12 protein-coding genes are annotated in these 13,480 nt (G+C 43.8%); 4 read left to right on the top strand and 8 right to left on the bottom strand.

What is annotated here, in order from left to right; all coding sequences use genetic code 11:
* Positions 1 to 717: 717 nt before the first annotated feature.
* Complete coding sequence (locus FTT75_RS13110; RefSeq protein WP_180072807.1) at positions 718 to 1,005, bottom strand: hypothetical protein; 288 nt, start codon at positions 1,003 to 1,005, stop codon at positions 718 to 720.
* Positions 1,006 to 1,524: 519 nt separating this feature from the next.
* Positions 1,525 to 2,739 (bottom strand): tyrosine--tRNA ligase, encoded by a 1,215-nt coding sequence (tyrS, locus tag FTT75_RS13115; protein WP_100535507.1) that lies wholly within the window; start codon positions 2,737 to 2,739, stop codon positions 1,525 to 1,527.
* Between the two features lie 80 nt (positions 2,740 to 2,819).
* Between tyrS and FTT75_RS13120 the strand changes: the two genes are divergently transcribed.
* A complete protein-coding gene (locus tag FTT75_RS13120; RefSeq protein WP_100358107.1) occupies positions 2,820 to 3,947 on the top strand; it encodes an anhydro-N-acetylmuramic acid kinase in 1,128 nt (375 codons plus the stop codon).
* A 73-nt stretch (positions 3,948 to 4,020) separates the two neighbouring features.
* On the opposite strand, the gene FTT75_RS13125 is transcribed toward FTT75_RS13120, so the two are convergent.
* The 4 genes from FTT75_RS13125 to FTT75_RS13140 all read right to left on the bottom strand — a co-directional run bounded on the left by FTT75_RS13125 (position 4,021) and on the right by FTT75_RS13140 (position 8,149).
* The gene (locus FTT75_RS13125) at positions 4,021 to 5,316 is read right to left on the bottom strand and encodes a lytic murein transglycosylase (protein WP_218954468.1); all 1,296 of its coding nucleotides are present in this window, start codon (positions 5,314 to 5,316) and stop codon (positions 4,021 to 4,023) included.
* 630 nt (positions 5,317 to 5,946) lie between these two features.
* The gene (locus FTT75_RS13130) at positions 5,947 to 7,068 is read right to left on the bottom strand and encodes a 5-(carboxyamino)imidazole ribonucleotide synthase (protein WP_180051055.1); all 1,122 of its coding nucleotides are present in this window, start codon (positions 7,066 to 7,068) and stop codon (positions 5,947 to 5,949) included.
* A gap of 27 nt (positions 7,069 to 7,095) precedes the next feature.
* The gene (gene purE / locus FTT75_RS13135; protein WP_005173464.1) at positions 7,096 to 7,608 is read right to left on the bottom strand and encodes a 5-(carboxyamino)imidazole ribonucleotide mutase; all 513 of its coding nucleotides are present in this window, start codon (positions 7,606 to 7,608) and stop codon (positions 7,096 to 7,098) included.
* A 199-nt stretch (positions 7,609 to 7,807) separates the two neighbouring features.
* Positions 7,808 to 8,149 carry a DMT family protein gene (locus FTT75_RS13140; protein ID WP_005173466.1) on the bottom strand — a complete coding sequence of 114 codons (342 nt, stop codon included), beginning with the start codon at positions 8,147 to 8,149 and terminating at the stop codon, positions 7,808 to 7,810.
* A 242-nt stretch (positions 8,150 to 8,391) separates the two neighbouring features.
* Between FTT75_RS13140 and mpl the strand changes: the two genes are divergently transcribed.
* Positions 8,392 to 9,756 carry a UDP-N-acetylmuramate:L-alanyl-gamma-D-glutamyl-meso-diaminopimelate ligase gene (mpl, locus tag FTT75_RS13145; protein ID WP_180186613.1) on the top strand — a complete coding sequence of 455 codons (1,365 nt, stop codon included), beginning with the start codon at positions 8,392 to 8,394 and terminating at the stop codon, positions 9,754 to 9,756.
* A 300-nt stretch (positions 9,757 to 10,056) separates the two neighbouring features.
* Positions 10,057 to 11,139 (top strand): zinc-dependent alcohol dehydrogenase family protein, encoded by a 1,083-nt coding sequence (locus FTT75_RS13150; protein WP_180186615.1) that lies wholly within the window; start codon positions 10,057 to 10,059, stop codon positions 11,137 to 11,139.
* 141 nt (positions 11,140 to 11,280) lie between these two features.
* On the opposite strand, the gene FTT75_RS13155 is transcribed toward FTT75_RS13150, so the two are convergent.
* Complete coding sequence (locus FTT75_RS13155) at positions 11,281 to 11,571, bottom strand: GNAT family N-acetyltransferase (RefSeq protein ID WP_005173472.1); 291 nt, start codon at positions 11,569 to 11,571, stop codon at positions 11,281 to 11,283.
* A gap of 24 nt (positions 11,572 to 11,595) precedes the next feature.
* Positions 11,596 to 11,880: a GNAT family N-acetyltransferase gene (locus FTT75_RS13160; protein ID WP_005173474.1), complete on the bottom strand. Its 285-nt coding sequence runs from the start codon at positions 11,878 to 11,880 to the stop codon at positions 11,596 to 11,598.
* Between the two features lie 153 nt (positions 11,881 to 12,033).
* Between FTT75_RS13160 and FTT75_RS13165 the strand changes: the two genes are divergently transcribed.
* On the top strand, positions 12,034 to 13,227 hold the full coding sequence (locus tag FTT75_RS13165) for a sugar transporter (RefSeq protein WP_180186617.1): 1,194 nt from the start codon (positions 12,034 to 12,036) through the stop codon (positions 13,225 to 13,227).
* The last annotated feature ends 253 nt before the right edge of the window (positions 13,228 to 13,480 follow it).

Genomic DNA, 13,480 nt, shown 5'->3' on the forward strand with positions numbered 1-13,480 from the left:
CAATCTTGGCTCATCAATTTTCTGACAAATATTTCTCAAATAAACTTCGAGTCATTTCTACCATCAATCAATGAAAATAATTTCGATTGATCAACCAGTAAAAATCCACACAAGTTGTTCTTCATAAGCTCTTAATGATCTTTCTAACACCTCGTCAGTGCCAGAAGCTGGACTTCGATATACTTAACAACTCAGCAATTTGCTTCGTTCGTTTCCGTCTATCTCGTCGGTATGGGTGCATTCTAGAGGATTTCAGAATCATTGCAACCCCCTATTCACTATATTTTTCACGTATGTCTTTTTTTTCTACAAAAAATCCTAAAAAATCGCTTTTTTATCTAATTTTTAAGCGTTTTTATGCAATAAATGCACTAAACACATCATTTTATTTTTATAAGCCAAAATTTAATTAGACTTAAAAGCGATCAAAATAATAGCTAGAGTAGTAATTTTTGCTGTTTATCCTTAAATAATGCTTTTTATCTCGTTCAACCCCCAGAAACAAAACCAAATCATGACATATTAGCGAAACCAACGATTCTCTCCTTTCGGCTTGGTAGTTCATTCGCACTTTTTTAGTGAAACTTCTTATAAAAGCGTATCGGTATCTTAGGCTATAAAGATGTTATTCAATGATTTTGGTGTTTGGGTATAAGGCCGCACAAGCTTGCTTATCTATATAGAGATAGAACATATCAGCAGGTTAATTCTATTCAGTTACTTTTCCTGCTTGCGCTGCCCAAGCCAGTATTGCATGACTTCTATAATTATGTCTTTTTTGCCCTGATAGTCTTCAGCAACAAAGAATAGTTTTGCACGTCGCGGTAAACGCTCTTCAATCAGGGAAAATAGATAGTAATTCGCAGCCAGATCAAGCTGCATAAATAAGTTATAGACAGGGATATAACGTTGCTGTTTTTGTTCGGCAGACTGATATTCAAATAAGAAACTTAAAATACAATCAATGTCTTCATCAAAAATATCTTCTGTTGGATAGCGATACATCGAATCATCTCTGCTTTCTTTTTATATTGTGCTGTCTTTTGCGAACCAATATAGTCAGCCACCCTTTAGCTAGCAAAACAACACTTAATTAGAGGATGAATTCTAGGTGGAATGTCCTCCAAGAAAATAATACCTGCGGTTTTAAAGGTTCAGAATGAAATCGCTACAAATAAAAAAGGAAGAGATCTCTCCCAAAATCTCCTCCTTAGAATTGAATCTTTACCCGATCCATTATGTCATTATTATAGTTATTCACTTTAAAGCTTAAAAAAGAGTCTCTTGGGGAAGAGACCTTATAAATTGTGGAGTTGTCTTATTATCACCCTCTAGATGCTTTGAACCAATTCTCTAGATGAATAAATCCTATAGATAATAAACCCGAAAAGCAAGCAATTTGGGAAAATTTAACTCTTGTTTTTATAGGGTTTTTTTTGAAGTTGCTTATTTGCTTTATGAATATAGGACATCAATAAAAAAGCAGACCGAAGCCTGCTTTTATTTCAATAACTTATCAATTTTTTAATCGGTGAAAGTAACTTTCGCAATCGCTTTTTTGCTGGCCTGAACGATCAAGGTCAGATTTTCCTTAACCGAATAAGAACTATCTACAGTGTGCCAATCCACTTTCACCGCGCCACGACCTAAAGCATCTTTGGCTTGGGCCGCATTCTTGGTCAAACCTGCTTCACGTAAAATTGAAGTAATAAAGATTTCACCACCAAACTCGCCACGTGAAATAGTGACTTCTGGCGTACCTTCCGGTAATTCACCCTCAGTAATGATATTACCCGCACCTTTATGTGCATGCGCAGCAGCGTCACTTCCGTGGAAACGCTCAACCAGCTCCAGCGCAAGAATCTTTTTCACCTCTTGAGGATTACGGCCTTCAGCAATTTCTTTTAGCAACTGCTGAATTTCTTCAATTGATTTAAAGCTGAGCAGATCAAAATAACGCTCAATCAATGCATCCGGCATTGAAAGCACTTTTTGATACATCGCACCTGGCGCATCAAATACACCAATATAGTTGCCTAAAGATTTAGACATTTTATTCACGCCATCTAAACCTTCAAGAATAGGCACCGTAATACACACTTGTGCTTCCTGATCATAACGACCTTGTAGCGTACGACCCATCAACAGGTTAAAGGTCTGGTCTGTACCACCCAACTCTACGTCTGCTTCTAAAGCCACCGAATCATAACCTTGTACCAATGGATACAAGAATTCGTGAATCGCGATCGGCTGTTGACTGTTATAACGCTTGGTAAAGTCGTCACGCTCCAACATACGCGCCACAGTTTGCTGTGATGCCAATTGAATTAAATCAGCCGCGGTTTTTTGTGCAAACCATTCCGAGTTAAATACAACTTTGGTTTTGTTTGGATCAAGAATTTTAAACACTTGTTCTTGATAGGTTTTTGCATTTTCTAAAACTTGTTCACGTGATAATGGTGGACGTGTAGCACTTTTACCTGTTGGATCACCGATCATCGCCGTGTAGTCACCGATCAGGAAGAATACTTCGTGGCCCAAATCCTGAAATACTTTTAACTTGTTGATGAGAACCGTATGACCTAAGTGCAGGTCAGGCGCAGTTGGGTCAAAACCTGCTTTAATTTTTAATGGACGATTCTTTTTTAATTTCTTAAGAAGGTCTTCTTCAGAAATAATTTCATGGGTGCCTCGTTGAATGAGGGCAAGTTGTTCTTCAGCCGGCAGGAAATTTGACATCACAAAATCCAATACATCAGTTACTCAATTTGTGCGATATACTAACACTTTTTCAGCATATTGCAGGCTTAAGAATAACCATGACAGCGATCTATATTGGGGTAATGACCGGCACAAGCATGGATGGTGTCGATATTGTTGCTGCTTCTTTTGATCCTTTACAGCTTCATGCCACACTCACTTTGGCATTCGATCCTGACCTGCGGCATGAGCTGATGGCACTGACTTTGCCCGATGACAATGAAATTGACCGTATGGGCAAGGCCGATGTGGCCTTGGCAGAAATGATTGGTCATGGTATCAACCAACTGATTGAAAACAACCAGTTAGATAAATCTAAAATTAAAGCCATTGGCTCACATGGTCAGACCATCCGCCATCGCCCTGAGCATGGTTTTACCCTGCAAATTGGTGACCCCAATATTATTACCGAAATCACCCAGATTCCGGTGATTTCAGATTTCCGTCGTCGTGATTTGGCGGCGGGTGGTCAAGGTGCACCATTGGTTCCTGCCTTTCATCAGGATATTTTCCAGCATGACAGCATTCACCGGGTGATTTTAAATCTGGGCGGGATTGCTAATGTCAGCCTATTACCTGCCGGAAGTCCTGATGATGTTTATGGCTTTGATACAGGGCCGGCCAACATTCTGATGGATGCCTGGTGCGCGCGTTATACCGGCCAGCCTTATGATGAAAATGGCAATTGGGCCGCTTATGGTACGCCGATTCGCAGCCTGCTGGATCGTTTACAGTCACACGAATTTTTCTCTAAAGAACCGCCTAAAAGTACCGGCCGTGAAGACTTTAACCTGGAATGGCTGGATGAGCAGATTGCCGACTGGCGCAATGACCTGCAATACGATGAACTGGAAGATACCCCGGAAAATGTGCAGGCGACCTTATTAAAGCTCACTACCCGTGCGATTAAAAAAGCCATTTACCGTTCTGGTATGGATACCGGACAAGTTTTCGTATGTGGTGGTGGCGCTTATAATTCCTATTTACTTGAGCAACTGCGCTGGCGCTTACGCAAACATGAATGGAGCATACAAACCACGGCTGATTTGGGCCTCAGTCCGACCTGGGTAGAAGCCACCGCCTTTGCCTGGCTGGCGATGCGTTTTATCAAGCAACTCAATGGTAACCTGCCAGCGGTGACCGGTGCTTTAGGCTATCGTGTTCTGGGAACCATTACTGCTGTTTAAACCTGACCAGAGCAATCTAAAGTTATAAAAAAAGGTCTGCATTTATACAGACCTTTTTCATTTTCAATCTTACTTATTGCATCATCAGTTTGGCATTTTCATTACGGAACGCACGCAGAATCTGCTGGCCGGCGCGGCCGGTCGGACTCAAGCCCAAACGCTGCTGTTCCTGACGAATCGCCTGACGGGTTTTATCACCAATCAGGCCATCCACCGCACCAATGTCATAGCCACGATTTAGTAAAAATTGCTGAATCTCGCGACGTTCTGAACGCGAAGTACCCGCGTCATCGGTTGGCCAAGATGTGCTGAAGCTCCCTTTACCCTGTAAACGATCAGATAAATGCGCAATCGCCAAGGCATAACTTTCTGCTGCATTATAGCTATAAATGGCATCAAAGTTTCTAAAGACCAGGAACACCGGGCCATTTGGGCCGGCAGGCGCAAGCAAGCCAGCTTGAGAAGATGCTGATAAATTCCCTTGAATTAAAGGGGAACCATCGGCACGCACTACACCACGGCTAATCCAGCTATTCAGTGATTTTTTATTGCGACGGCCTTCATTTGAGATTGACATGCCTTGCGGGATTTTTACTTCAAAACCCCAAGGCTGTCCGGCCTGCCAACCACGCTTGCTTAAAAAGTTGGCGGTTGATGCCAAAGCATCCGGAATACTACTGACCAGATCACGGCGGCCATCGCCATCAAAATCGACCGCAAGCTCATCATAGGTCGATGGCATAAACTGGGTATGACCAAAAGCTCCAGCCCATGAACCTTTCAGCTGATCCTCTCGTACATCACCGCGCTGTAACAGTTTCATCGTGGTAAAAAACTCACCACGGAAATAACTCTGGCGTCGCCCTTCACAGCTCAATGTTCCCAGAGCCTGCAATAAAGGATAGCGACCGGAAATATCACCAAAATTACTTTCTACACCCCATACCGCGACAATCGTTTCTGCAGGCACGCCATAGGCTGCGGAAACACGATTTAAGACTTCGCGATGTTGCTGTAATTTTTGCCGGCCGAGCTGAACCCGCTCTTCATCGACCAAACCAGACAAATAGTCCCAAATCGGGGTAGAAAATTCCGGTTGATAGTTTAAACGTTCAATTACGGAATAATCAGGCGTTAAATTTTGCGTATAACGGTCATAGCTGCCTGCACTAACACCTTTTGCTACAGCCTGACTACGTAAATTCGCCAAACAGTTTTGAAAATTATTCTGGGCAGGGAAATTTGACGGGCTGCTGGCCGCTGAAGGCAAAGTAGTCGTGTCGACACGCTGACCATTAATAATCAGCTCGGCATTTGCCTGAGAAATAGCCAAGAATAAAGAACCAACCACAAGCGCAAAACGTTGCATAAGACCCTTGAATATTTAGATTTTGAATTATGTTCCTAACATAGCAGCTCAATCTAAAAATTAAAGCTCAAATAGGTAAATTTAAATTCATAATTTCTGCACTTTTGAATTCATTTTGTAGTTTTAAATTTAAATAACTTATCCACAACTTGTTTTTAAATTCAAAAGCAGCGGCGCTGTTTGAATTTAAATTTAAATTTAAAATCCAGGAAACAACCTTTAAATTCAAAACCTTCTTTGTGGATAACTTAACATAAACAGGATTAATCAGATATTTATCAAGGTTTTATTTTGTGAATTAAAAACAGGGTGGCTTGGTTTATTTTTAAATTTAAACTTTGAATTCAAAGTAGCGGTTTGAATTTAAATTCATATTTTGAATTCATTTAAACTTTAAATTCAAAGACTGTTTTAAATTTAATACTTTAAATTCAAAGTATTTCTCTGTGGTCTGTGAATCTTCATTTAGACTCTTTTATGTATACGCAATTGTTTATTTTACAATCAATTGAAAAATATCATGATCCGATAAATGGCAGGCATTTTCGAAGAGGCGCAATCATGCCTGAATCTGGATAAATAAAAAAGCGACCACCGAAGTGATCGCTTTTTTTATCAGCAAGATAGCGCTTAAATGGTCATATCTTCGCTCAATGCCAGTGGATTCGGTAAAATCTTCGCCAGTTGACGGCATAAAGTCGTCAGCTGAGTACTGTCGGTTGGCATCAGGGTAATGTGACCAATCTTACGACCTTCACGCTCTGACTTGTTATACAGATGCAAATGTGCACCTTCTAAAGCCAGAACATCTGCAGATTTTGGATGCTGTCCGATGATATTCACCAGTACGCTTGGACGGATCACTTCCGTTGAACCCAGTGGCAGACCGGCCACCGCACGAATATGGTTTTCGAACTGTGAGCAGACTGCACCTTCAATCGACCAATGCCCTGAGTTATGCACACGTGGTGCCATCTCGTTTGCATATAGACCTTTATCTGTCACAAACAGCTCAAGGGTCAAGACGCCCACATAGTTCAGATGATTCAGCAGGCGAGTAATGTAGTCCTGTGCGACCGGCTGCAAGTCTGCACTGTTCGGCGCAGGCACAATCGAGTGCGACAGAATGCCATTGTGATGATGATTTTCAGCCAGGGGCCAGGTTTTTACATCACCATTTTGACCACGTACCGCAATGATCGACACTTCACGTGAGAACGTCACAAAGCTTTCTGCAATCAGTTCACCGGCAGGGCCAAGTTCCGCCCAAGCCTGCTCAATCTGATCAGCACTACGCAGGACAAATTGACCCTTACCATCGTAACCACCGCGAGAGGTCTTTAATACAATCGGTAAGCCCAGTTCAGCCACAGCAGCCTGTAAACCGTCAAGTGCAGTCACTGCTTTATACGGCGCAACAGGAATGTCGAGCGTATCAAACAGGGCTTTTTCAGACAGACGATGCTGTGCAATTGCCAAGGCTTGACGTGGTGGATACAGGTCTTTATTTTTCACCAGCACATCCACATCTGAAAGAGGTGTATTTTCAAATTCCAGACTGAATACATCAGCACTGTCAATAAAATCCTGTAGACCATTTTCGGCCTTGCTGGAAATCACTTGACCGAGTGCCGCAGAAGGGCAATCCGTACTTGCTTCAAAGAAAGTACATTGAATATTCAATGGCAATGCCGCTTGCGCCATCATGCGCCCGAGCTGACCGCCGCCAAAAATACCGATGGTTTTATCCATGATGTCTGTCCCGTATGAAGCTTGGTTTTAGTTTTGACCAGGAATGTTATTGCTTGCCACTTTATCTGTTTGTGCCGCACGGAAATCTGCAACATTTTTCGCGATATCAGGGCGGGTCAGACCTAAAATTTGCGCTGCCATAATGGCTGCATTGGTTGCACCGGCAGGGCCAATCGCAAGCGTACCCACCGCAATACCTGCTGGCATTTGTACAATTGAAAGCAAAGAATCGACGCCGTTTAAAATGGATGATTTGACTGGCACACCCAAGACTGGAAGATCAGTCTTTGCCGCACACATGCCCGGCAAATGCGCAGCACCACCAGCACCGGCAATAATCACCTGAATGCCACGATCACGCGCCTGTTCAGCATATTCAAATAAACGGTCAGGAGTACGGTGTGCAGAAACGACTTCAGCTTCAAATGGGACACCAAGCTGCTTGAGCATGTTGGCAGTATGTTCGAGAGTTGCCCAATCTGATTGAGAACCCATGATAATTCCTACTAGAGGAGCATCTTGTGCAGCAGCCGCATTCATTGCAAATTTTCCAGAGATTAAAGTAACAAAAAATAAATCTCGACGAGAGAGCCAAGCTTTAATAGGAGGTGCTTATTATAGACTGATTTTTCGGCTTCATAAAATTTAACGGTCAAAGCAAGGTTCGATTTTTCTTATTTTTTTGGCAGAATATTAAAAACTGGAATAAAAATAGGCCTGTAGTCTGCAAAGCTTTCGATCAGGAAGTTCTGAAGACAAAATACACACATCCGCACAGACACAAGGCTGCCCAGAGATAATCCAGTTTAAAGGGCTGCTTAAACATGAAAATCATAAAAGGCACAAAGACCAGCAAGGTCACCACTTCCTGAGTGATTTTCATTTGCCCCACGGCCAGTCCCTGCTGTGCCAGTAATCGGGTGGCCGGAATCATCAGGCTATATTCAAACAGGGCAATCATCCAGCTGAATAAAATTGCCTGCCACAACGGCGCATCATGCGGTAAAAATTTTAAATGCCCATACCATGCCAAGGTCATAAAGCAATTGGCAATCACCAGAAGAAATAAAGCCGGTAACATCGGCATGTACTCTGCAAAAAGATCGGGTTTATTCTACGATTTATTTTGCAAAAAGATATTCTCTAAATTTGAAATTTTCTCTGAATTTATCCGTGAAACAGGATTTAAAAATTCCCGCAGCAATGCTTGAACTTTGACTATCTTTTCCGTGTAAGCCTTGCTATCGTTGCTTGCAAATTGAATAAATCATGATAACCGCACCAATATAAGGTGATGGGTCAGACAGGAACGGAGTGAAGTAGATGCATCTGCATATTTTGGGTATTTGTGGCACTTTTATGGGATCGCTGGCGCTCCTTGCACGCGATCTGGGCCACAAGGTGACAGGTTCAGATTTGAACGTCTATCCACCGATGTCGACCCAACTTGAAAATGCAGGCATCAGCTTGATGCAGGGTTATGAGCGTAGTCACTTGCAGCCACATCCGGACCTGATCATTGTCGGCAATGCCATGAAGCGTGGTATTGATGCAGTAGAATATATGCTGAATGAAGGCTTGCCTTATATTTCAGGCCCACAGTTCCTGGCAGATCATGTTCTGCAAGGCAAACATGTATTGGGGGTTGCGGGTACACATGGCAAAACCACCACCACAACCATGCTGGCCTGGGTGCTGGATCAAGCCGGTTTAGAGCCAGGCTTCCTGATTGGTGGTGTGCCACTGGGTTTTAGTGAGAGTGCACGTCTCGGTGGCGGCAAATATTTCTGTGTCGAGGCGGATGAATACGATTCGGCTTTCTTCGACAAGCGTTCCAAGTTTGTGCATTACCATCCAAAAACGGCGATTTTAAATAACCTTGAATTTGACCATGCTGATATCTTTGATGATCTGGCTGCAATTCAAAAACAGTTCCATCATTTAGTTCGTACTATTCCAAGCGAAGGCCGAATCATTGCGCCGATTACCGAAAGCAATATCGATGAAGTACTAGAGCAGGGTTGCTGGACACCGGTGGTGCGCACCAGTCTGGATGCCAATGAAAAATCTGAACTGTATGCCGAACAGTTATCGACAGATGGTTCTCACTTTAAAGTCTTGCAACACGGTGTGGTGAAAGGTGAAGTGCAGTGGAGCATGACCGGACAGCATTCGGTGGCCAATGCGCTCGCGACGATTGCCGCTGCCGAGCATGTCGGCGTCTCCATTGAAACCGCCTGTGAAGCTTTATCTAATTTCGGTGGGGTAAAACGCCGTATGGAACTATTAGGCACAGTCCGTGGTATTGAGGTTTATGATGATTTCGCCCATCATCCCACAGCGATTGATACGACCTTAGAAGGTGCGCGCAAACGTCTGGGTGAACGCAAACTCTGGGCAATTATTGAACCGCGCTCCAATACCATGCGCATGGGCAGTCATAAAGATGGCTTGGCTCATTCAGCACGTCTAGCCGATGAAGTGATCTGGTATCAACCGGAAGGACTGGATTGGGATCTGCAACCGGTCATTGAGGCTGCGCCAAACAAGGCCAAAGTTGCACGCACACTGGATGACATCATTCAGACCGTAGTAGCAGAAGCAGGCGAGGGCGATGCCGTAGTAATTATGTCGAATGGCGGTTTTGGTGGTTTGCATCAGAAGCTGATCACTGTTTTACAAGCATAAAACAGATTTAAGTGAAATGAAGAAGCCCGCTTAGCGGGCTTTTTTTAGCATATTAAAACCTTGCTTCAGCAAAAGTGAACAGTTGTTCTGATCCTGCAATCCTATGATTTAAACATTGACCCCAATAGCAGATTTATCTCTGAACCCTCCCTGATGATCTTTTGTTGCAATCTGTACACAAGACTCATTGCAGCGCCATATCACTCAAGGCACAATCGAGAAGAACACAGGTATTTATAGACCTGACAGCCAGATCAGAATCAGGTCATTCTCATTCCTCACTCCTTCAGGAGATGTGTCATGACAACAATGAAAGCCATGGTCTATTACGGCAAAAACGACATCCGGTTTGAAGACCGTCCCATTCCCACTATTTTGCATCCCAGCGATGCGGTTATCAAACTCACTAAAGTCACTATTTGTGGTACAGACCTCGGGATCTGGAAAGGTAAAAACCCGGAAATTGAACAGCAAGCGACACGCAAACAGGGCAGTTTTAATGGCCGTATTTTAGGTCATGAAGGCATTGGTATTGTAGAAGAAGTCGGTTCTGCCGTTCAAAACTTCAAAAAAGGCGACCTGGTGATTATTTCCTGTGTCAGCCGCTGCGGAACCTGTGAAAACTGTCAGAAACAGCTGTATGCACATTGTCGCAATGAAGGCGGCTGGATCATGGGCTATATGATTGATGGTACTCATGCCGAATATGTACGCACGCCGTTTGCGGATACTTCCCTTTATCATTTACCTGAAGGATTAAATGAAGATGTCGCTGTGTTTTTATCGGATATCTTGCCGACATCACATGAAATTGGTGTGCAATATGGCGATGTCAAACCCGGAGATAATGTGGTGATTGTCGGTGCCGGCCCGATCGGCATGAGCTGCCTGCTGACCGCTCAATTCTATTCACCGGCCAACATCATCATGGTCGATGTCGATGACAACCGACTCGAGTTCGCCAAAACAGTGGGAGCGACGCATAGCATTAACTCCGCGAAAGAAGATGCCATACAACGTGTGCTGGAGCTGACGGATGGGCGAGGGGTCGATTGTGCCATTGAAGCGGTTGGTCTGGAGGCGACCTGGAATATCTGCCAGCATGTAGTCAAAGAGGGTGGACATATTGCCAATGTCGGCGTACATGGCAAATCAGTTAATTTTGAACTGAATAAACTCTGGATTAAAAACCTGACCATCACCACCGGACTGGTCAATGCCAATACCACTGCTATGCTGCTCAAAACCTGCTGTTCCGGTAAATTACCGCTAGAAAAACTGGCAACCCATCACTTTAAATTTAATGAATTTGAAAAAGCTTATGATGTGTTCAAGCATGCAGCCGATGAAAAGGCCTTGAAAGTGATGATCGAACTCAATTAATGCGGGAAAGTAAAAAGTCCGCTTGGCGGACTTTTTTTATTTGTAGCTGGAGTGAGAAATAGGGCATATCACCGCACTGCTTATCAGCTTGTATTGAAAGCTCATTAGGCCGTTTTGCTCTTGGCAAATCGATCTAAATGATTAAGTAGAAGAGGCCGCGACATCAGATAAACTTTGGTCACGCTTAAACATCACATCCACATAGGAACATTGCGGAATGATGGTTAAACTTTTTTCACGGGCAAAATCGACCAGCACATCCAGCATTTTTCGGGCAACGCCCTGACCACGCAAGGAATGATCGACCCAGGTATGATCTGCAATAATCACCGAGGCTTCCCGCCATTGATAGGTAATCTCGGCCAGACGTCGACCTTTATCTTCCATAAAAAATACACCACCGCGTTTTGAATCTTGATATTGAATCTGCATAGATCTCCACCTTTATTTTCATTTTTAACTGCTTAACACATCGCTGAAATTAGGATCACGCTCAAATACCGATTGAGCAAAAGGGCATTCCGGAATAATCTTGACCCCTTGCTCACGGGCAAACTTGACCGCTGCTTCGACCAGATAATGTCCGACATGCTGTCCACGCAAACTGTCATCGACCCAAGTATGTTCAATCACCAGTCGATCCTCATCTTTCCAGAAATAGCTCATTTCGGCCAGACGCTTTTCATTTGGCTCGACAAACCATTGACCTTGACTGCCTTGTTGCTGATGCTCAATCAACATCCTCTAAACTCCGTATTTTTAATCCAGACTGACATATTTTTCAGTCGCATATTGTTCGATTTCTTTAAACGATTGTGAATCTGTGCTCTTTCCTGATATCACCGTGCAATGAACAGGTTTAAACTGCCTGTCTGTTGTTTAAGCCAGATATTTATGTCCAGCCCTTCTTTTAGCTCCTCGGTAAGACGTCAATGGATCTGCGTAATTGCGTTAGCCAGTGCCGCCTTTATTTTCAACACCACCGAATTTATTCCCGTGGCCTTACTCAGTGATATTGGTGCAAGTTTTGACATGTCGGCGACTCAGGTCGGGTTGATGCTGACCATTTATGCCTGGGTCGTGGCTTTATTGTCTTTACCGATGATGCTACTGACCAAAAACATTGAACGACGTTTCTTGTTGATGGTTTTATTTGCGGTCTTCATTTCCAGTCATGTGCTGTCTTATTTTGCCTGGAGTTTCAGTGTTCTGGTATTTAGCCGGATCGGGATTGCAGTAGCCCACGCGCTGTTTTGGTCAATTACCGCTTCGCTTGCAGTACGTGTCGCACCAGCAGGCAAAGAATTTCAAGCCTTGGGTTTATTGGCCACAGGTACTGCCATGGCCATGGTTCTGGGAATTCCCTTTGGTCGCATGATCGGGGAAGCCTATGGCTGGCGCAATAGTTTTGCCTTGATTGCCATCGTCGCCAGCGTGGTCTGCCTGCTACTGGCCAAAACCTTGCCCTTATTACCGAGTGTCAATTCAGGTTCACTCAGCAGCTTGAAAACCTTGTTAAAACGTCCAAGCCTGATGCTGGTATTTGCCCTGACGGTCATTGTAATTAGTGCACAATTCACCGCCTATAGTTATATCGAGCCATTTTCACTGAATATTGTCCAGCTCAGTTCTGTACAGACCACGACTTTATTGCTGGTCTATGGTGGGGCGGGTTTAATCGGCTCTTATCTATTTGGCCGTTTTGCACCGCATTTTCCCAAACTTACTATTCCACTGTTCACACTTGGACTGGCTATCTCGTTGCTATTATTGCTGCCGTTGTCCAGCAATGTCTTGCAGTTAAATACCCTGGCTTTACTCTGGGGCATCAGTATTATTGGTTTTAGTCTGGCCTTGCAAGCCAAGACCTTAAATCTGGCCTCCGATGCCACCGACGTGGCCATGGCGATTTATTCTGGCCTGTATAATATTGGAATTGGTGCTGGCGCTTTACTCGGTGGGATCGCAACGGCACAGATCGGCTTGCACAGTATTGGCTGGCTCGGGGCCATCTTGGCCAGTCTGGGTTTTCTCATCACGTTATATTTAATTCGCCGTCCGGATTTTATTGCTCAAAAAATCGCTTGAATCATGCATTTTTGTAAATGAAATTGTAGTCTTAATAAAAATCTGTCATGCTTCTGCATATTGAGCATTTGCTCAAACAGAATTTCGTTTGAACAAGGGGAGTAGCCTCCTCCAAACGTTTAGCAATTGTGGTTCAGATTGTTCAACGTGTCAGAATATCGTCATTACACTTTGCAAAAAGTCGGTATCTGAGCATCTCACTGCGACACTTTCAATGAGAAGTGTAACACTAAGATGTAGGCAAGACCTTGAT

The organism is Acinetobacter sp. YH01008, from assembly GCF_013420435.1.
Classification (GTDB): Bacteria; Pseudomonadota; Gammaproteobacteria; order Pseudomonadales; family Moraxellaceae; genus Acinetobacter; species Acinetobacter pseudolwoffii.

Excerpts from the sequence above, each read along its gene's own strand:
- FTT75_RS13110 (WP_180072807.1), bottom strand. The coding sequence starts at position 1,005 with ATGTATCGCTATCCAACAGAAGATATTTTTGATGAAGACATTGATTGT.
- tyrS (WP_100535507.1), bottom strand. The coding sequence starts at position 2,739 with ATGTCAAATTTCCTGCCGGCTGAAGAACAACTTGCCCTCATTCAACGA.
- FTT75_RS13120 (WP_100358107.1), top strand. The coding sequence starts at position 2,820 with ATGACAGCGATCTATATTGGGGTAATGACCGGCACAAGCATGGATGGT.
- FTT75_RS13125 (WP_218954468.1), bottom strand. The coding sequence starts at position 5,316 with ATGCAACGTTTTGCGCTTGTGGTTGGTTCTTTATTCTTGGCTATTTCT.
- FTT75_RS13130 (WP_180051055.1), bottom strand. The coding sequence starts at position 7,068 with ATGGATAAAACCATCGGTATTTTTGGCGGCGGTCAGCTCGGGCGCATG.
- purE (WP_005173464.1), bottom strand. The coding sequence starts at position 7,608 with ATGAATGCGGCTGCTGCACAAGATGCTCCTCTAGTAGGAATTATCATG.
- FTT75_RS13140 (WP_005173466.1), bottom strand. The coding sequence starts at position 8,149 with ATGTTACCGGCTTTATTTCTTCTGGTGATTGCCAATTGCTTTATGACC.
- mpl (WP_180186613.1), top strand. The coding sequence starts at position 8,392 with ATGCATCTGCATATTTTGGGTATTTGTGGCACTTTTATGGGATCGCTG.
- FTT75_RS13150 (WP_180186615.1), top strand. The coding sequence starts at position 10,057 with ATGACAACAATGAAAGCCATGGTCTATTACGGCAAAAACGACATCCGG.
- FTT75_RS13155 (WP_005173472.1), bottom strand. The coding sequence starts at position 11,571 with ATGCAGATTCAATATCAAGATTCAAAACGCGGTGGTGTATTTTTTATG.
- FTT75_RS13160 (WP_005173474.1), bottom strand. The coding sequence starts at position 11,880 with ATGTTGATTGAGCATCAGCAACAAGGCAGTCAAGGTCAATGGTTTGTC.
- FTT75_RS13165 (WP_180186617.1), top strand. The coding sequence starts at position 12,034 with ATGTCCAGCCCTTCTTTTAGCTCCTCGGTAAGACGTCAATGGATCTGC.